The sequence below is a fragment of the Thiohalobacter thiocyanaticus genome, from assembly GCF_002356355.1.
GTDB lineage: Bacteria > Pseudomonadota > Gammaproteobacteria > Thiohalobacterales > Thiohalobacteraceae > Thiohalobacter > Thiohalobacter thiocyanaticus_A.
Genome location: NZ_AP018052.1, coordinates 88,907 through 107,376 on the forward strand (window position 1 = coordinate 88,907; position 18,470 = coordinate 107,376).

Sequence of the window (18,470 nt, forward strand, 5' to 3'; positions counted from 1 at the left end):
AGGAAAATACCGCTTCCAGATTAGCCGGTTAACACCGTTTTGTGACAATCAGAGTCAAGTAACTGCGATAACCGCCTGGACAATCCATTGCCCACAACATCCACACCCATCTACGCCAGGGTGGCCCTGCCCTGCCCCCTGTACCGGGTCTTCGATTACCGCCTGGCGCAGCCCGGCCGCATCGCCCCCGGCAGCCGGGTGCGGGTCCCGTTCGGCCGCCGCAATCTGGTCGGCGTGGTGGTTGAACTCAGTCCCGACACGGAGTTGCCCCCGGCGCAGATCCGGCCCCTGTCCGAATTGCTCGATGCCCAGCCGGTCGTCCCGCCCGACCTGCTGGCCCTGCTGCGCTGGGCCGCCGGCTATTACCACCATCCGATCGGGGAGGTCCTGGCCCAGGCCCTGCCGGCCCTGCTGCGTCAGGGACGGCCCGCCCGGATCGAACAGACCCGCCACTGGCAACTGAGCGCTGCGGGCCGGGCGGTGGATCCCGCCGACCTGGCCCGGGCGCCGCGCCAGGCCGCCCTGCTCAGCGTCCTGGCCCGCTGCCCGGAGGGCGCCGACCGCGACCGGCTGCAGCGTGAGGGTCTGTACCGGCGCGACAGCCTCAGGGCCCTGGTCGACAAGGGTTGGGTGGAGGAACGCCTGGAGACGCCGGGACTGGATACCCCGGGTGCGGGTGCCGCAGCCCCGTCACTCAACCCCGCCCAGGCCGACGCCGTCCAGGCCGTGGCGGAGCACGCCGGCTTCGGCTGCTTCCTGCTCGACGGAGTGACCGGCAGCGGCAAAACCGAAGTCTATATCCGCGCCATCGAACAGGCCCTGGCGGCCGGCCGCCAGACCCTGCTGCTGGTACCCGAGATCGGCCTGACTCCGCAGCTGATGCAGCGGCTGCGGGCGCGGCTGGCAGCACCCATGGTGATCCTGCATTCGGGGCTGAGCGAGCGCGAGCGCCTCAATGCCTGGGTGGCGGCGCGCGACGGCGCTGCGCGGATCGTGGTCGGCACCCGCTCGGCCGTGTTCACCCCGCTGCCGGCGCCGGGGCTGTTCATTGTGGACGAGGAACACGACCCCTCGCTCAAGCAGCAGGACGGGTTTCGCTACTCGGCCCGCGACCTGTTGATCTGGCGCGCCCGGCAGCAGGACGTTCCCGTCCTGCTGGGTTCGGCCACGCCTTCGCTGGAAAGCCTCTACAACGCCGATCAGGGACGCTATCAGCGCCTGCATCTGCCGAACCGCGCCGGCGCCGCCAGCGCGCCCGAACTCAAGCTGCTGGACATCCGCGGCCAGCCGCTGCGCGAGGGACTGGCCGAACCGCTGCTGGGCGCCATGCGCCGGCACCTGGCGCGCGGCGAACAGGTGCTGCTGTTTCTCAACCGGCGCGGGTTCGCCCCGACACTGATCTGCCATGAGTGCGGCTGGGTGGCGACCTGCCGGCGCTGCGACAGCCACCTCACCCTGCACCAGCGCCGCGGCCGGCTGCACTGCCATCACTGCGACGCCAGCCAGGAGGTGCCGGTGCAGTGCCCCGAGTGCGGCAGTCCGGATCTGCGCGGCCTGGGCTACGGCACCGAGCGCATCGAGCAGACCCTGCAGCAGCTGTTCCCCGACCATCCCTGTCTGCGCATCGACCGCGACAGCACCCGGCGCAAGGGCCAACTCGAGGCCCTGCTGGAACAGGCCCACAGCGGCGCGGCGCGCATCCTGCTCGGCACCCAGATGCTGGCCAAGGGCCATCATTTTCCCGGCGTGACCCTGGTCGGCATCCTGGAGGCCGACCAGCGCCTGTTCTCCAGCGACTTCCGCGCCAGCGAACGCCTGGCCCAGCTGATCGTCCAGGTCGCCGGCCGCGCCGGGCGGGCCGAACGGCCGGGCACGGTGCTGATCCAGACCCACCACCCGGACCACCCGCTGCTGCGGCGGCTGGTCACCGAGGGCTACGCCGCCTTCGCCGCGGCGGCCCTGGCCGAACGCCGGGACACCGGCCTGCCGCCCTATGCCAGCCTGGCCCTGCTGCGGGCCGAGGCCACCGACCGCGAAGCGCCGCGGGAATTTCTGGAACAGGCCCATGCCCTGGCGCTGCAGCAGTCGGGCCCGGAGATCGAGTTCTGGGGTCCGGTGCCGGCGCCGATGGAAAAACGCGCCGGCCGCTACCGGGCCCAGCTGCTGGTGCAGTCCGCGGCGCGGGCCGCCCTGCACCGGCTGCTCGATGCCTGGATCCCGGTCCTGGCCGAGTCGCCCGCGGCCCGGCGCATCCGCTGGTCGGTGGACGTGGACCCGGTGGATACCTTTTAGCCTGCCTCCGCGGGACAACCGCAGAGACGCAAAGATTTTTATATTATTTCGCCTCTGCGTCGCTGCGCCTCTGCGTCCCTGGCGTTACTGTCGCCGGCGTTGGGCAAAACCCATAAACCGCCCTTGCAACCCATCCGCAACACCGGATAATAGCCGGCTTCGAGCCGCATCCCGGCCCTGTACAATCTCCAGGAAGATCATGAAACACCTGCTCCAGGACCTGCTCCAGCACAGCCTCGCCGCCCTGCAGGGCGACGGCACCCTGCCCGGGGATCTCGAGGCCGAGATCCACCTGGAACGCACCCGTGATGCCGCCCATGGCGACTTCGCCACCAACCTGGCCATGACCCTGTGCAAGCCGGCCGGCAGCAAGCCGCGCGATCTGGCCGGGAAGCTGGTTGCCGCCCTGCCGCCCTCCGAATTCGTCAAGCGGGTGGAAATCGCCGGCCCGGGCTTCATCAACTTCACCCTCACCGCCGATGCCTGGCACCGAACCCTCGACCAGATACTCGAAGCGGGCGACGCCTACGGCCGCTCGGACCTCGGCGGGAAACAGCCGGTGCAGGTGGAATTCGTCTCCGCCAACCCGACCGGTCCGCTGCACGTCGGCCACGGCCGCGGCGCGGCCTACGGTGCGGCCGTCGCCGACCTGCTCGCCGCGGTCGGCTTCAGCGTGCACCGCGAATACTACGTCAATGACGCCGGCCGCCAGATGGACATCCTGGCCGCCAGCGTCTATCTGCGCTACCTCGAGTTGTGCGGGGAGGAATTCGCCTTCCCCAGCAACGGCTACAAGGGCGACTATGTCTGGGACATCGGCGCGACCCTGCATCGCAATCACGGCGATGCCTGGCGCGTCAGCACGGACGAACTCTATGCAGACGTCCCCGCCGATGCGCCCGAGGGGGACAAGGAGGCGCACATCGATGGCCTGATCGCGCGCATCCAGTCGCGGCTCGGCCCCGAGCGCTATCGCGAGGTGTTCGATGCGGGGCTGAACGAGATCCTGGCCAACATCCGTCAGGACCTGAAGGAGTTCGGCGTCGAGTACGACGAGTGGTTCTCCGAACGCTCGCTGACCGAACAATCCCTGGTCGAGGCCGCCATCGCGCGGCTGCAGGAGGCCGGCTACCTGTACCAGCAGGAGGGCGCGACCTGGTTCCGCTCCACCGACTTCGGCGACGAGAAGGACCGGGTGGTGGTGCGCGACAACGGCCAGAAGACCTACTTCGCCTCCGACATCGCCTATCACATGAACAAGCTCGAGCGCGGCTTTGCCCGCGTGATCGATGTCTGGGGTGCCGACCACCACGGCTATGTGCCGCGGGTGAAGGCCGCGCTGCAGGCGCTGGGCGACGACATCGACCGCCTCGATGTGCTGCTGGTGCAGTTCGCCATTCTCTACCGCGGCGGCGAGAAGGTGCAGATGTCGACCCGCTCCGGCGAGTTCGTCACCCTGCGCGAACTGCGTCAGGAGGTCGGCAACGACGCCGCCCGCTTCTTCTATGTCATGCGCAAGTGCGAGCAGCACCTGGACTTCGACCTGGACCTGGCCAAGTCCCAGTCCAGCGACAACCCGGTCTACTACATTCAGTATGCCCATGCGCGGGTGTGCAGCGTGCTGCGCCAGATGCAGGAAAAGGGTATGCAGTGGGACCGCGCACGCGGCCGCGACCACCTGCACCTGTTGCACGAGTCGCACGAGCAGTCGCTGATGATCAACCTGTCGCGCTATCCGGAGGTTGTCGAGACCGCCGCGCTCAATCACGAACCGCACCAGCTGGCGCACTATCTGCGCGACCTGGCCAACGACTTCCACACCTACTACAACGCACACCAGTTCCTGGTCGGCGACGATAAGCTGCGCGATGCGCGCCTGAACCTGATCCTGGCCACGCGCCAGGTGATCGCCAACGGCCTGGGGCTGCTGGGCGTGTCGGCGCCGGAGTCGATGTGAATTCCTTAACGCAGAGACGCCAGGGCGCAGGGAACGCAGAGATATTCAGGCATTGTGCAGTCATTACATCGCCAACCAACCCCGTCATCCCGGCGTATGCCGGGATCCAGGAGCCGCCGCGGTAAATGGATTCCGGCCTGCGCCGGAATGACGGAAGTATTCTGCGCCACTGCGTCTTTGCGTTGAAGCACTTGATCTTATGCCACGAGACTACAAACACCGCGCCAACCCCAAACGCCGCAAACAGTCCGTGCCCGGCTGGTTGTGGCTGCTGGCCGGTCTGCTGATCGGCCTGTTCGTGGCCTTTCTGGTCTATCTCAAGCAGCCTGCCGATCCGGACACGCCGCGGCCGAACCCGGTGGTCACCACCGATGAGGACGCACGCGCCGTGCGCCGGCCGCAGCAGCGCGAGATCCCGCCGCCGCCCAAGCCCCGCTTCGACTTCTATCAGATCCTGCCGGAGATGGAGGTGGTAGTGCCGGAGGAGTCCATCACCGGCAGCCGCAAGGAGGGCGTGCGCCAGGTCGAGACCCCCGGCACCTATCTGCTGCAGGCCGGTTCCTTCAAGTCCGCCGAACAGGCCGACCAGCTCAAGGCCCGACTGGCCCTGCTGGGACTGGAGACGCATGTGCAGACCGTGCGCATCAACGAGTCCGAGACCTGGCACCGGGTGCGGGTCGGCCCGTTTGACGACCTGCGCAGTCTGAACCGGGCCCGGGCCCGCCTGCGCGAGCACGACGTCGAGGCCATCCTGCTCAAGGTCAGGGGCTGACGCGGGCGCGGCGTCGCTTACCTGTCGCAGGCATCCATCGCCCCGGCGTGCACACAGGGCAATCCGCCATGTCCACGCAACGACCAGACACCCGCCGCAACACACGACCCCTGCTGATCTGCTGCGCCCTGCTCCTGGCCTCACCGGCGCCGGCCCAGGAGCGGCAGGACACCGTCGAACCGATCACCATCACCATCACGGCCCCGCGCCTGCCCCGCACGCTCCAGCACACACCGGCCGCCGTCACGGTGGCGGACGAACGGGACCTGCGCCAGGCCCGGCAGGGGCTGGCGCTGGACGCGGCGCTCAACCGCAGTCCCGGCGTGCTGTTCCAGAACCGCTACAATTTCGCCCAGAACCTGCGCCTGTCCATCCGCGGCTTCGGCGCCCGCGCCCCCTTCGGCATCCGCGGCGTGCGCATCTTCGTCGACGGCTTCCCCGAGACCCTGCCCGATGGCCAGTCCCAGATCGACAGCATCGATCTCGACTCGGTGGAACGGGTGGAACTCATCCGCGGCCCGTCCTCGGCCCTGTACGGCAACGCCGCCGGCGGCGTACTGCAGGTCACCACGGCCGCGCCGCCGCCGGCCCCCTTTGCCGAACTCACGGCACGGGCCGGCAGTCATGACCTGCGCAAGCTGTCACTGCGCGGCGGCGCACGCCACGACGCCTGGGGCGCCCACCTGAGCGCCTCGCGGCTGGACTATGGCGGCTACCGCGACCAGAGCCGCACCCGCAAGGCACTGCTGAACGCGAAACTGACCCATGACATCGACGCCCGGCGCAGTGTCAGCGCGGTATTGACCGCACTGGATCAACCCTACGGCGAAGACCCGGGCGGCCTGACCCGCGCCGAGGTCGCGGCCGACCGCCGCCAGGCCGCCCCCAACGCGCTGGCGCTGGACAGCGGCCAGCAGGTGCGCCAGCAGCGTCTGGGCCTGCACTACCGCGACCGCGGCATCGGCCCCGGGGAAGCCAGCGCGCGGCTGTTCTACACCCGCCGCGACTTCGAACAGCAACTGCCCTTCCCCGGCCCGAGCCGGCTGCAGTACGAACGCGACTTCTACGGCACCGGCCTGGACTACACCGCCAACGCCGGACTCGGTGGGCGGCCGCTGCGCTTCACTCTGGGGATCGAAGCCGCACGCCAGCGCGATGACCGCCAGCGCTTCCTGGTCGACGGCAGCGGCGGCGTCACCGGCCAGATCCAGGACGCGACCGAGACCGCGACCGAGATCGGTGTTTATGGTCAGGCCGATCTGGCATTGATGGATCGACTCGATCTCACCCTGGGCGGACGCTACGACCGGGTGGCGTTCGACATCGACGACCGCTTCACCCCGGACGGCGCCGCCTCGGGCAGCCGCCGCTTCGACGAACTGAGTTTCACCCTGGGCCTGGGCCATCAGCTGCATCCCGACCACCGCCTGTATGCCGCGGCCGGCTCGGCCTTCGAAACCCCGACCTTCACCGAGTTCTCCGACCCGACCGAACCGCAGCAGGGCTTCGACCCCGGGCTCGATCCGCAGCAGGCACTCAATCTCGAACTCGGCGCCAAGGGTTTCATCGGCCCGGGATTGCGCTACGAACTGGCACTGTTCCGGGTGGAGACCCGTGACGAGATCGTGCAGGTGGCGAGCGAACCCGACCGCTTCGCCAATGCCGCCCGCACCCGCCGCACGGGGCTGGAGGCCGCGCTGGTCTATGCCATCAGCGACCGCCTCACCGCGACGGCCGCCTACACCCGCGCACGCTACCGGTTCCGGGAGTTCGTCGATGCCTCCGGCACCGATCTGGCCGGCCGCCGCCTGCCGGGTCTGCCGCAGCAGACCCTGTTCGCCGAACTGGCCTGGCGCGACCCGGGCGGCCCCTATGTCATCCTGGACGGCCTGGGCGTCGACCGCGTCTATGCGGACAACGCCAACCGCGAGCCGGTCGCCGGCTATGCCGTGTTCAATCTGCGCGCCGGCATGCGGGGCGCATGGCAGGGAACGGAACTGGAGATTTTCGCCGGGATCAACAATCTCACCGACCGGGACTACTTCAGCAACGTGCGCATCAACGCCGCCGCCGGGCGTTACTTCGAGCCGGCGCCGCAGCGCAATCTCCATGCCGGGGTCCGGATTCGTCATTGAAGCTGGTCATCCGGCACACGAACTGCATAATGGTGATACGGGGATCCGCTTCCCCGCCCCGCAACGACCTCGAAGGAGGCGCACCATGAGCAAGCTGAAACTGCAGTTGGTGACGGTGGACCTGGACAACGGACAGAGCGGCGTCTTCATCGGCCTGCCGCTGATCACGGACGAGCACAGCGATGACGAATGCCAGGTCGAGGATATCTGGTTTTCGGATCTGCAGGACTTGCCCGAGGCCATGTCGCTGGCGCAGGTCATCCGGATGATCCGGGAGCAGCTGCGCTGCTCTCAGATGCGGCTGCAGTAGCTCAGCGCGGGTTATTCGAACCGGTAGTGCTTGCGCACGGCGGCACGGATCTGCCAGGTGCAGTCCATGCCGGCCGGGAAGGTGACCAGGTCGCCGGCCTGGATCTGCACCGGCTCGCCGCCGTCGGGGGTGACCACCACGTCGCCTTCCAGCAGGTAGCAGGTCTCGGTGGCGTCATAGCTCCAGGGGAAGGTGGAGCTCTCCTTTTCCCAGATGGGCCAGTCGTACACGCCCAGTTCGTCCAGCCGCTGCGCGCCGGGATTGCGGGTCACCTGTATCTGCATGCTCAGTCTCCGTGTTTGTTCGGTCTGCGCTTCATCCGGTAGAGCGCGGAGATGTCCTCATCGCCGAAGCCGTCCTGCATCAGTTGCCGATAATCCGCCAGCGTCCGGTTCACCAGCGGCAACTCCATGCCCAGCGCCTCGGCCATGGCCCGGCAGATGGCGAGATCCTTGTGATGCAGGCCCAGTCTGAACCCGGGCTCGAAACGGCCCTGCGTCATGCTCGGGCCGCGGTGGCTGAGGAACCAGTTGCCGGCCGCGCCGGCGCCGACCACCTCGATGACCTGCTCCAGCGGCAGGGCGTGGGCCTCGGCAAACGCCAGCGCTTCGGTCACCGCCTGGTTGATGCCGGCGGCCATGATCTGGTTCACCGCCTTGGTGGCCTGGCCGCTGCCCACCGGGCCCATGTGTTCGATGCGCTGACCCAGCGCCTGCAGCAGGGGCCGGACCCGTTCCAGCACCCCGGCCTCGCCGCCCACCATCAGCGCGAGCGTACCCCGGCGCGCGCCCTCGACGCCGCCGGAGACGGGCGCGTCGAGGAAATCCACGCCCCGTGCCGCCAGCCGCGCCGCCGCGGTCTGTGCGGTCTGCGGCTGCACGGTGGAATGATCGATCACCACCTGGCCCGGCCGCAGGCCGGGTTCCAGCGCCTCGATCACGGCCAGCACATCGGCATCGGCCGAGACGCACAGCACAACGACATCGACCTGCCGCGCCAGCGCGGCCGGCGACGCCGCCACTGCCACAGCCAATTCAGCCGCGACGGACTGCGCCTTTGCCGGCGTACGGTTCCAGACCGCGGCCAGCGCCCCGGCCCGGTTGAGATTGGCGGCCATGGGCGCGCCCATCGCGCCCAGGCCGATGTAGCCTGTCGCCGGCAGCGTCACCACCCCACCTCCCGCCTCACTCAATCCTCCAGATAGGTATAACCGACCAGCCCCGCCTCCAGTTCCTCGATGAAGGCCTGGCGCCGGGCCTCGTCGAGGTCGGCCGCAGCGATCCGGTCACGGTAGACCTGCTTCATGGCTTCGGTGTCGAAGTGCACATAGCGCAGCAGTTCGTCGATGGTGTCGCCACGCTCCGGCTGGCTCAACTCGAAGCCGTCCCCGGTCAGCACCACATTCACCGCGTCGGTATCGCCGAACAGGTTGTGCATGTCGCCCAGGATCTCCTGGTAGGCGCCGACCAGGAAGATGCCGAGCAGATATTCCTCGTCCGGCCGGTAGGGATGCAGGGGCAGCGTGCTCTCGATGCTCTCACCGTCCACATACTGCTGGATACGGCCGTCGGAGTCGCAGGTCAGGTCCTGCAGCACGGCGCGCCGGGTGGGCGGATCGTCCAGGCGGTGCAGCGGCGCAATGGGGAAGATCTGCTCGATGGCCCAGACATCGGGCAGCGACTGGAACACCGACAGGTTGATGAAATACTTGTCGGCCAGCTTCTCGTTCAGGGCGTCGAGGATCTCGCGGTGCTCGCGCCGCCCCTGTTTGAGCATGGGCCGCACCCGGTGGCAGATGGCGAAGTACAGCGCCTCGGCCCGGGCCCGCTGCTCCAGATCGAGCACCCCGTGCAGGTACAGCCCGCGCGCCTCACCCAGCCAGTACTCGGCATCGTGCCAGGCCTCGACCACGTTGCGGGCCGAGAGTTTCTCCAGCACCTGCCACAGGTTCTGCAGCAGCAGCGGATCGTCTTCGGCGGGCGCCTCCAGCGGGCCGGTACCCGGTGCCTGCTCGATATCGATCACGTTGGTGATGAGCAGGGCATGGTGCGCGGTCATGGCGCGCCCGGACTCGGTCACCAAGTCGGGCTGGGGCAGGTCGTACTCGCGGCAGATCTCGGCCAGGGCATGCACGACATTGTTGGCATACTCGTGCACGCTGTAATTGATGGAGCAGTAGCTGCGCGAACCGGTACCCTCGTAGTCGATGCCCAGCCCGCCGCCCACGTCCACCCAGCCCAGCGGCGCACCCAGCCGGTGCAGTTCGGCGTAGCAGCGCGCCACCTCGCGCATGCCGCGCTGGATGTCGCGGATGTTGGCCACCTGCGAGCCCAGGTGCGAGTGCAGCAGCTGCAGGCAGTCCAGCATCCCGACCGCTCGCAGACGCTCGACCAGCTCGATGACCTGGCGTGCGTGCAGGCCGAACTTGGACTTCTCGCCGCCGGTGTTCTGCCACTTGCCGGCGCCGATGGAGGACAGGCGGATGCGCACGCCCAGCAGCGGCGACACCTGCAGTTCGCGCGCGGCCTCCATCACCCGCTCCAGTTCGGTGAGCTTTTCCACCACGATGAAGATGCGGTAACCGAGGGCGCGGCCGATCAGGGCCAGGCGGATGTATTCGCGGTCCTTGTAGCCGTTGCATATGATCACACCGCCGGGACGGGTCAGCGCCAGCACGGCCATCAGTTCGGGCTTGCTGCCGGCCTCCAGGCCGACACGCTCGCCGCCATGGCCGAGGATCTCGTCGACCACGCTGCGCTGCTGGTTGACCTTGATGGGATAGACGGCGGTGTAGGCGCCCTGGTAGTCATACTGGCGGCGCGCCGCGGCGAAGGCCTCGCACAGGGTATCGATGCGGTGATGCAGGATGCCGGAGAAGCGCGCCAGCACCGGCAGCGACAGGCCGGCCTCGCGACAGCGCCCGGCCAGTTCATACAGATCGACCGTTCCTCCCTGCCCCGGGGCCGGCTGCGCGGTCAGGTGGCCGGCGTCATTGACGTCGAAATAGCCGTTGCCCCAGTGGGCAAGGTTGTAGGTACTGCGCGCCTGATCAATGGTCCACATGGTCGGAAAGATACAAGTTGCAAGCAAACGGATACAAGGCGCGGCGCGCCTCACCTGCCCGAATTGTAACTTGTCTCCCGCCGCTTGTATCTTGTATCTTTCGCGTTCAACCGGAGATCCACTCCCCCAACGCCCTGCCAAAGGCCAGACTCATGACCACCCTGGACACCCACTGGTTCACCGAAATCTGCGAGGAAGGCGGCTCGGCCTTCTCGCTCAGGATCAAGCGCAAGCTGCACGAGGAACAGAGCCCGTATCAGCGCATCGAGATCTTCGAGACCGAGAAATTCGGCAACCTGATGGTCATCGACGGCTTCGTGATGCTCACCGGGCGCGACAATTTTCTCTATCACGAAATGATGTCGCATCCGGCCCTGTTCACCCACCCGGATCCGAAGCGTGTGGTCATCATCGGCGGCGGCGATTGCGGCACCCTGCGCGAGGTGCTGCGCCATGACGGCATCGAGCATGCCCTGCAGGTGGAGATCGACGAGCGGGTCACCCGCATCTCGGAGAAGTTCTTCCCGGAGCTGTGCGAATCCAACAACGACCCGCGCGCCGAGTTCTATTTCGGGGACGGCATCAAATGGATGGCCGAGGCCGCGCCCGGCAGCGTGGACGTGGTGATCGTCGACAGCACCGACCCGATCGGGCCGGCCAAGGGGCTGTTCACCGAGGCCTTCTATCGCGATTGCTTCAATGCCATGGGCGGGCACGGGGTGCTGGTGCAGCAGAGCGAATCGCCGCTGTATCACATGCGCATCCTCAAACCCATGCACGCGGCCATGCGCGCCGCCGGCTTCGACGATACCGCCAGCCTGTTCTATCCGCAGCCGGTGTATCCCTCCGGCTGGTGGACCGCCACCCTGGCGGTCAAGGGCGGCCCGGCGGGCGAATTCCGCGAGCAGGCCGCGGCGGACAAGTCCTTCGAGACGGTCTACTACAACGCCGGGCTGCATCGCGGCGCGCTGGCGATGCCGGAATTCTTCCGCAAGGCGCTGGAGGATTAGCCGACCTGCATAGTGCAGTGCACCGCTGCAGCGTAGGATGGGTGAAGCGAAGCGTAACCCATCATGCCGTCTGCCCTGAAGGGTTACGGCGCAAAGCGCCTGCACCCATCCTACAACACTACCAGCCCCGGCGATGGGTTGCGGCGCTAAGCGCCTCCACCCATCCTACAATGCCCCCTCAACTGGCGTGGCGTCCGCCGGTGTCCACCTGCAGCCGGTCCAGCCGCAGCCGGTGGCGCTCGTCGAACAGCCGCCTCGAGACCAGCGCCAGGCTGGCCAGCGTACCCAGCCCCGTCCCCACCGAGATCAGGAACATGATCATGATCTGGTATTTCACCGCCTCCACCGGCTCGGCGCCGGCCAGGATCTGACCGGTCATCATTCCCGGCAGGCTGACCAGACCGGCCGCGGCCATGGCGTTGATGATGGGGATCAGGCCGCTGCGCGCAGCCTCGCGCTTGAGGTCGCAGATGGCCTCGGTCGCGCTCGCACCCAGCATCAGCCGGCCCTCGATCTGCTGGCGCTGCTGCCAGGCAGACTGGGTCAGCCGGTCCATGGCGATGGAGATGCCGTTCATGGTGTTGCCCAGCAGCATGCCAAGCAGCGGGATGGCGTACTGGGGCGCGTACCAGGGCTGGTTGCCGATAATCACCCACAGGGCGAACAGGGTGACAGTGAACGACGACAGGAACATGGAGAAGGTCCCCACCCCGAAGCTCCACCAGCCGGTCAGGCGCCGGCCCTGACGGACCATGACCTCGCGCCCGGCCACGGTGAGCATGACCAGCGATATCAGGCCGATGAAGACCGGGTGGGCGATATCGAACAGCCATTTCAGCACCAGACCGATGAGCAGCAGCTGCACCGTGGTGCGCAGGGCGGCGACCAGGATCTGGTTGCGCAGCTGACGCTGCAGCCGCCCCGACAGAAAGGCCAGCAGCAGCACCAGCAGCGCGGACAAGCCCAGGTCCCAGTGGCTGAGATGGATCATGCGGCCTGATCCTCACGCACAGCTCCACCCGCCTCCACCCGGTAGCAGCGCACCGCCACCTTCTGCAGCTGCGCCTGGTCGTGCCCGACCCAGATCGCCGCCGCGCCGCTTTCGTCCAGGTAAGCGCGGATCAGTGCCTCGGCCCGCTCGGCATTGTCCCGATCCAGGTTGGCGGTGGGCTCATCCAGCAACAGCACCCGCGGCCGCAGGGTGAGCACCCGCAGCAGGGCCAGACGCTGCTTCTCGCCGCTGGACAGGCGATCGATGCGCCACTCCAGCACGGCCGGCTCGAACCCCAGCGCCGCCAGCGCCGTCGCGCTCGGCACGGCAGGAAAATGCGGCCCGACGGTGTCATGCCACCAGGCGCTCTCGGCCGGCAGCAGCGCCACCCGCCGCCGCCAGTCCCAGGGCATGAGTGCGGCGGCGGGTTCACCGTCCAGCCACATCTGCCCGGCATGCGGATCCAGGTCGGCCAGGGCGCGCAGCAGCCGGCTCTTGCCGCTGCCGGAGGCCCCGCTCAGTCCCACGCATTCCCCCGGCTGCAGCGTCAGTTCCAGCGGGCCGATTTCGCCCACCGCCAGGCCCTGCGCCCGGAACAGTTCCGATGAATGGCTCAATTGCACAATTCCCCTGGGATGTTCAACCGTTTCCGCCAGGCTTTTCCGGCTGCCGGCCGCCCTGCTCCATTGCGCGTCCGCGCAGCGGATTCAATCCGGTGAAGCTGGAGATGAGCGGTGCGCTCGCAGGCACGGCACCGACCCGCCGATGAAACGGCTCATACAAATGTTATGAACCGCTTCAGCAGCGCGTGGGTGCGGCTGTGCCGGCGCGGGCATTCAGATAGGCACGCTCCGAGACATCGTGCCAGGCCTTGACCTGGTCGCGGAACCTGACGAAGGATTCGTACACCTTACGTGCCTGCGGATCCTTGTCCGCGATCTCGGCCACCACCTCGTCGGACACCGCCTTCAACTTCTCGATGACCGGATCGGGCAGGCGGCGCAGGTCCACCTGGTGTTCGTTGACCAGGGTATGCAGGGCATCGTTGTTGCGGGCCGTATACTCGGCCAGCATGTCCTGGTTCGCCACCCGACAGGCGTTGGTCACGATCTGCTGCAGGTCCTTCGGCAGCGCCTCGAAGGCCGCCTTGTTGATGAAGGATTCGAGCGTCGTGCCGGGCTCGTGCCAGCCGGGATAATAGTAGTATTTCGCCGCCTTGTGCAGGCCGAAGGCCAGATCATTGTAGGGCCCGACCCACTCGGTGGCGTCGATGTTGCCCGACTGCAGCGAGGTGAAGATCTCGCCGCCGGGCAGGCTCACCGGGGTGCCGCCGGCCCGCTGCAGCACCTCGCCGCCCAGCCCGGGGATGCGCATCTTCAGACCCTCCAGATCCTCGACGCGGTTGATCTCCTTGTTGAACCACCCCGCCATCTGCACGCCGGTATTGCCGGCCGCCGTCGGGACCAGGCCGAATTCAGCATAGATTTCCTGCCACAGCTGCATGCCGCCGCCATGATAGAGCCAGCCGTTCATCTCCTGTGCGGTCAGGCCGAAGGGTACGGCCGAGAAGAACTGCGCGGCCTGGGACTTGCCCTTCCAGTAATAGGCCGCGCCGTGGCCCATCTCGGCCGTGCCGCGGGAGACGGCGTCGAAGATCTCGAAGGCCGGCACCAGTTCGCCGGCACCGTAGACCTTGACCTGCAGCCGGCCATCGCTCATTTCAGTGATCAGGCGGGCCAGATGATTGGCCCCTGTCCCCAGGCCGGGAAAATTCTTGGGCCAGGTGGTGACCATCTTCCAACGCAGCTTTTTGCCGGCCGCGACGGCCGGCGCGCCGGCGAGCAGCGAACCGGCGGCCATCGCACCGGCGCCGGCGCTGCGAACGAAATCACGACGTTTCATGCATCCCCCTGTGGATATCCGGAATCCGTAAAGTGGGGGAATTGAACCATAAAGGGTGTGAAGGGCACAAAGCTGCGGTCGGCCGGTGAAGCATGCCGAGAAATCACTTGCAATCGATGAAAGTTATGACATTATACTCTCAAGCAACATTCACAAGATTGCTTAATGTCATATAATATAAAGAATATTGAAATTCCCAGTGCCGCCTCGAGGAAGCGGGTTCGTGAATAATGCCGAATTGAGCGCACTGCACCGGCGCTTCGGTCTGGGCATCGGCCTGGGGTTGGTCGCCACTCCCGTTTTCGGGCTCGGATTCGGCTACCTGTTCAATCTGCTCTCCACCGATCAGGCCATCACCGCGGTCAGCGCCGGGGTGCTGCCGGGCCTGCTGCTGGCACTGCTGGCCTTCGCCGGCCTGCATTTCAGCCGTTATATCCAGCCCTTTCTCGCCTGGGTGCACCGGAACGAGAGCGGCCATTCCACCAGTCACCTGCAGCGCCGGCTGGCGCGGTTTCCGCGCGAGTACTGGGGCCTGTTCCTGATCATCGCCCTGGCCACGCCCAGCCTGTTCCTGGCCTCGCTGCCGGGTGGGCTGGCCGCCCGTCCCGAGACCTTCCTGCACCTGCTGCTGCTCCAACTCGGGGTAGCGGTGATCGCCGGCATGCCGGGCTACCTGGTGGCCCTGGACGGGCTGGGCCGCCTGGTGGCCCGGCTGGGCCTGAACCGGGTACAGGTCAGCATGAAATCCAAGCTCATGCTGCTCGGCGGCCTGGTGCCGTTGCTCTCCTACACGCTCATCATGCAGTACTTCTGGCTCGAGACCCGCGGCCTGGATACCGGCCTGCTGCTGATCTGGGCCCTGCTGGCCGCGGCCACCCTGGCCCTGACCCTGCTCTCCATCCAGAGCCTGTCGCAGTCACTGCAGCCGGTCGAGGAGGTACTGCACCGCAGCGGCGCCTCCACCCATGCGGATCTGGCGCGGCTCGAGCCGCAGTCCACTGACGAAATCGGTTATCTGACGCAAACCCTGGGCAAACTCTTTCGCCGGCTCGGCGATCAGGAGTCCTATATGCGTGCCGTTGTCGACACCGCCGCCGAAGGCATCATCGTGGTCGATGAGCAGGGCAACATCGACACCTTCAACCCGGCTGCCGAACGCCTGTTCGGGTTCCTGGCCATGGAGATCCGCGGCAAACCGCTGGCCTGGCTGCTGCCGGAAATCGCCGGCCCCGACACCGCCCCGGCGCTCACGCCCAGCGAAGAGGAAACCACCGGCCTGCACCGCAACGGCAAGCCGCTGCCGGTCTCGATCCGGGTCAGCCGCATGGAGATCTCACACCGCACCATGTACACCTGCCTGGTGGCCGACATCACCCAGCGCAAGCGCGCCGAAGACAACCTGATCGCCGCCGAGGCGCGCTACCGCGACCTGGTCGAAACCGCGCACGACCTGGTCTGGAGCATGGACCCCGAGGGCCGCTGGACCTACCTCAACGGCGCCTGTCAGTCCATTTACGGTTATACCCCGCAGGAGATGACCGGCCGCCACCTGCGCGAATTCCAGGTGGCCAGCCACGCCGAGATGGACAGCGAGGCCTTCCAGGCGATTCTTGCCGGCAAGGAACTGGTGCAGCACGAGACGGTGCACCTGGACCGCGAGGGACGTCAGCATCATCTGAGCTTCAACGCCCGCGCTCACTTCGACGACGCAGGCAGGGTGCTGCACATCAGCGGCACAGCGCGCGACATCAGCGAGCAGAAGGCCTTCCAGCAGCAGCTCAGCTACCAGGCCGAGCACGATTCGCTCACCGGGCTGTTCAACCGCCACTACTTCCAGCAGGAACTGGAGCGCACCGTGGCCCGCACCGCCCGCAACGGCGCCGAGTGCGCGCTGTTCTACATCGACCTGGACCAGTTCAAGTACATCAACGACACCCTCGGACACGCCGCCGGCGATCAGTTGCTGGTCGAGATCAGCGGCCTGCTCTCCAGCCATGTGCGCGAGGGCGACCTGGTGGCCCGCTTCGGCGGCGACGAGTTCACCCTGCTGGTCTACAACGTCGGCCACGACCAGGCCCCGCGCGTGGCCGAGAACTTCCGCCAGCTGTTCGAGGCCTACAAGTTCTACCACGACGGCAAGAGCTTCAATGTCACCTGCTCCATCGGCGGTGCGGTGATCGACCACGCCGTGGACTCGGCCGACGAGGTGATGTCGCACGCGGATCTCGCCTGCAACATGGCCAAGACCGGAGGCCGCAACCGGGTGCATTTCTACAACCCGGCCGACCGCGACAAGGCCGGCATGGCCGAGGACATGGGCTGGGCCGCGCGGGTGCGCGAGATGCTGGAGGAGGACCGCTTCCAGCTGGTCTACCAGCCCATCGCCGATGTGCGCACCGGGGCGGTGACGGATTACGAGGTACTGGTGCGGATGGTGTGCGATGACGGCGACGTCATCCTGCCCGGCGGCTTCATGCCGGCAGCGGAACGCTTCGGCCTGATCCATGCCGTGGACCGCTGGATCGTCGCCCGCGCCATTCAACAGCTCACGCAGCTGCGTGAACAGGGCAAGGAGGTATGCTTCTCCATCAACCTCTCGGCCAAGGCCTTCGAGGACCACACCCTGCTGCCCATGATCCAGGCCCAGTTGGCCGATACCGGCCTGGACCCGAGCTGGCTCACCTTCGAGATCACCGAGACCGCCGCCATCGCCAACCTGGGCGCGGCCGAACGCTTCATCGGCGAACTCAAGACCATCGGCTGTCAGTTCGCGCTGGACGATTTCGGCTCCGGCTTCAGTTCCTTCTCCTATCTCAAGCACCTGCCGGTGGACAAACTCAAGATCGACGGTTCCTTCGTCCAGGGCATGGCCCAGGCCGAGGTGGACCAGGCCATGGTGCAGTCCATGAACCAGGTCGCCCATGCCCTGGGCAAGGCCACCATCGCCGAGTACGTGGAATCGGAAGCCATTCTGAAGCTGCTGCAACAGTACGGCGTGGACTACGCCCAGGGCAACTACATCGGCCGTCCCAACGAATCACTGATCAACCTGGCTGCGACCCGGCCCCTCTACAGCAATGTCACACAGCTGAAGACATAGCCGCTTTCAACACCGCCAAATAAAACCATGGACGGCGAAATGTCACGGAAGACAGCCCCACCCCTGCCCCTCTGGATGAGGGGTTCTTTTTTTGTAGATTCGGAAATGCCCTTGTGGTTACATGAACCCGTCATTGCGATGCCCTGACCCGGAGGGTAGGGTACGCATACTGAAGCCCGAAGGGCTTCTATGCGAGAAGCGCGGCAATCTCGTAACGCCATAGCACGCCGGACGAGATTGCCGCGGCGCTACGCGCCTCGCAATGACGGCACTGGGGACGGCCCTGCGAGCCTAGAACCGCGCCGACAACCCCAGGTTCCCCTCCAGCTGTCCGAAGCCGCTGCTCTCCACCCTCGCCACGCAGGCGCCGCCGGCGCAGAAGATCGCCGCATCCGAATCCATGAAGGTGGTATAGCCGCGCAGTTCCAGCCGCAAACCGATGTTGCGGGTCAGCCAGATCTTGTAGCCGCCATTGAGCTGGAACATCAGCCGGGTCTCGTCGTCGTAGGCGGAATCATCGGGCGACATGTGGGTGACGCCGAAGCCTGCGCCGATGAAGGGCTCGACCTTCTCGTCCCGCCACACATAGATGCCGCCGGCCGAGAAGTGGGTGACATCCAGATCGAAGTCCGGCACGGCGGTCGGCCCCGGGTCCAGCGAGGTGGACTGGCGGCTCAACATGAACTCCCACTGGGTGTTGGCGTCGTGGTCGATGTTCAGGATCAGGCCATAGCTGCCGGCCTCGTCCAGATCCAGCGAGTCGCCGCTGACGTTGTCGTCGAAGCTGCCGCCGCCGCGGTAGCCGGCGATGGGGGTGAGTTCGATATCACGCGCCGGCGGCGCCGCGGCGGCCGGCAGTGTCAACGCAAGCAGGGGAAGTACACACAGATAGCGCATAAGGGTCAGGTCCGGTCGGTTTCGGTCTTACCGAAGAGTGT

At 66.8% G+C, this 18,470-nt stretch carries 14 protein-coding genes; 7 read left to right on the forward strand and 7 right to left on the reverse strand.

Features of this window, described 5'->3' with window-relative positions:
* Window positions 1-87: 87 nt before the first annotated feature.
* The 5 genes from CFK21_RS00435 to CFK21_RS00455 all read left to right on the forward strand — a co-directional run bounded on the left by CFK21_RS00435 (window position 88) and on the right by CFK21_RS00455 (window position 7,466).
* Window positions 88-2,292, forward strand: coding sequence for a primosomal protein N' (locus CFK21_RS00435; RefSeq protein WP_096363655.1), 2,205 nt, complete (start codon window positions 88-90; stop codon window positions 2,290-2,292).
* 199 nt (window positions 2,293-2,491) lie between these two features.
* On the forward strand, window positions 2,492-4,249 hold the full coding sequence (gene argS, locus CFK21_RS00440) for an arginine--tRNA ligase (RefSeq protein WP_096363657.1): 1,758 nt from the start codon (window positions 2,492-2,494) through the stop codon (window positions 4,247-4,249).
* A gap of 199 nt (window positions 4,250-4,448) precedes the next feature.
* Window positions 4,449-5,021 carry an SPOR domain-containing protein gene (locus CFK21_RS00445; protein ID WP_096363659.1) on the forward strand — a complete coding sequence of 191 codons (573 nt, stop codon included), beginning with the start codon at window positions 4,449-4,451 and terminating at the stop codon, window positions 5,019-5,021.
* A gap of 68 nt (window positions 5,022-5,089) precedes the next feature.
* Window positions 5,090-7,156 carry a TonB-dependent receptor family protein gene (locus CFK21_RS00450; protein WP_096363661.1) on the forward strand — a complete coding sequence of 689 codons (2,067 nt, stop codon included), beginning with the start codon at window positions 5,090-5,092 and terminating at the stop codon, window positions 7,154-7,156.
* Between the two features lie 85 nt (window positions 7,157-7,241).
* Window positions 7,242-7,466, forward strand: coding sequence for a hypothetical protein (locus tag CFK21_RS00455; RefSeq protein ID WP_096363663.1), 225 nt, complete (start codon window positions 7,242-7,244; stop codon window positions 7,464-7,466).
* Between the two features lie 11 nt (window positions 7,467-7,477).
* Here the strand turns inward: CFK21_RS00455 and CFK21_RS00460 are convergent, their stop codons facing one another.
* From CFK21_RS00460 to speA, 3 genes are read right to left on the reverse strand one after another with little or no spacing between them, the layout of a single operon-like run.
* On the reverse strand, window positions 7,478-7,750 hold the full coding sequence (locus tag CFK21_RS00460; RefSeq protein WP_096363665.1) for a cupin domain-containing protein: 273 nt from the start codon (window positions 7,748-7,750) through the stop codon (window positions 7,478-7,480).
* Window positions 7,751-7,752: 2 nt separating this feature from the next.
* Complete coding sequence (locus CFK21_RS00465) at window positions 7,753-8,595, reverse strand: NAD(P)-dependent oxidoreductase (RefSeq protein ID WP_096367423.1); 843 nt, start codon at window positions 8,593-8,595, stop codon at window positions 7,753-7,755.
* A 59-nt stretch (window positions 8,596-8,654) separates the two neighbouring features.
* Window positions 8,655-10,529 (reverse strand): biosynthetic arginine decarboxylase, encoded by a 1,875-nt coding sequence (gene speA, locus CFK21_RS00470; RefSeq protein WP_096363667.1) that lies wholly within the window; start codon window positions 10,527-10,529, stop codon window positions 8,655-8,657.
* 152 nt (window positions 10,530-10,681) lie between these two features.
* Between speA and speE the strand changes: the two genes are divergently transcribed.
* Entirely contained in the window at window positions 10,682-11,539 is an 858-nt protein-coding gene (speE, locus tag CFK21_RS00475; protein WP_096363669.1) for a polyamine aminopropyltransferase, read from the forward strand.
* A gap of 178 nt (window positions 11,540-11,717) precedes the next feature.
* Here the strand turns inward: speE and CFK21_RS00480 are convergent, their stop codons facing one another.
* The 3 genes from CFK21_RS00480 to CFK21_RS00490 all read right to left on the reverse strand — a co-directional run bounded on the left by CFK21_RS00480 (window position 11,718) and on the right by CFK21_RS00490 (window position 14,432).
* On the reverse strand, window positions 11,718-12,530 hold the full coding sequence (locus tag CFK21_RS00480; RefSeq protein ID WP_096363671.1) for an ABC transporter permease: 813 nt from the start codon (window positions 12,528-12,530) through the stop codon (window positions 11,718-11,720).
* The gene (locus CFK21_RS00485) at window positions 12,527-13,147 is read right to left on the reverse strand and encodes an ABC transporter ATP-binding protein (protein ID WP_231971538.1); all 621 of its coding nucleotides are present in this window, start codon (window positions 13,145-13,147) and stop codon (window positions 12,527-12,529) included. Before CFK21_RS00485 ends, CFK21_RS00480 begins: the two co-directional genes overlap by 4 nt.
* 181 nt (window positions 13,148-13,328) lie before the next feature.
* The gene (locus CFK21_RS00490; RefSeq protein WP_096363673.1) at window positions 13,329-14,432 is read right to left on the reverse strand and encodes a TRAP transporter substrate-binding protein; all 1,104 of its coding nucleotides are present in this window, start codon (window positions 14,430-14,432) and stop codon (window positions 13,329-13,331) included.
* Between the two features lie 223 nt (window positions 14,433-14,655).
* On the opposite strand from CFK21_RS00490, the gene CFK21_RS00495 reads away from it, so the two are divergent.
* On the forward strand, window positions 14,656-17,532 hold the full coding sequence (locus CFK21_RS00495; protein WP_096363675.1) for a putative bifunctional diguanylate cyclase/phosphodiesterase: 2,877 nt from the start codon (window positions 14,656-14,658) through the stop codon (window positions 17,530-17,532).
* A gap of 291 nt (window positions 17,533-17,823) precedes the next feature.
* Here the strand turns inward: CFK21_RS00495 and CFK21_RS00500 are convergent, their stop codons facing one another.
* A complete protein-coding gene (locus tag CFK21_RS00500) occupies window positions 17,824-18,429 on the reverse strand; it encodes an outer membrane beta-barrel protein (RefSeq protein WP_096363677.1) in 606 nt (201 codons plus the stop codon).
* Window positions 18,430-18,470: the final 41 nt, after the last annotated feature.

What these genes read in the sequence shown, in the direction of transcription:
- CFK21_RS00480 (WP_096363671.1), bottom strand. Translation starts at nt 12,530, where the DNA reads ATGATCCATCTCAGCCACTGGGACCTGGGCTTGTCCGCGCTGCTGGTG.
- speE (WP_096363669.1), top strand. Translation starts at nt 10,682, where the DNA reads ATGACCACCCTGGACACCCACTGGTTCACCGAAATCTGCGAGGAAGGC.
- CFK21_RS00450 (WP_096363661.1), top strand. Translation starts at nt 5,090, where the DNA reads ATGTCCACGCAACGACCAGACACCCGCCGCAACACACGACCCCTGCTG.
- argS (WP_096363657.1), top strand. Translation starts at nt 2,492, where the DNA reads ATGAAACACCTGCTCCAGGACCTGCTCCAGCACAGCCTCGCCGCCCTG.
- CFK21_RS00460 (WP_096363665.1), bottom strand. Translation starts at nt 7,750, where the DNA reads ATGCAGATACAGGTGACCCGCAATCCCGGCGCGCAGCGGCTGGACGAA.
- CFK21_RS00500 (WP_096363677.1), bottom strand. Translation starts at nt 18,429, where the DNA reads ATGCGCTATCTGTGTGTACTTCCCCTGCTTGCGTTGACACTGCCGGCC.
- CFK21_RS00455 (WP_096363663.1), top strand. Translation starts at nt 7,242, where the DNA reads ATGAGCAAGCTGAAACTGCAGTTGGTGACGGTGGACCTGGACAACGGA.
- CFK21_RS00465 (WP_096367423.1), bottom strand. Translation starts at nt 8,595, where the DNA reads ATGGGCGCGCCCATGGCCGCCAATCTCAACCGGGCCGGGGCGCTGGCC.
- speA (WP_096363667.1), bottom strand. Translation starts at nt 10,529, where the DNA reads ATGTGGACCATTGATCAGGCGCGCAGTACCTACAACCTTGCCCACTGG.
- CFK21_RS00445 (WP_096363659.1), top strand. Translation starts at nt 4,449, where the DNA reads ATGCCACGAGACTACAAACACCGCGCCAACCCCAAACGCCGCAAACAG.
- CFK21_RS00490 (WP_096363673.1), bottom strand. Translation starts at nt 14,432, where the DNA reads ATGAAACGTCGTGATTTCGTTCGCAGCGCCGGCGCCGGTGCGATGGCC.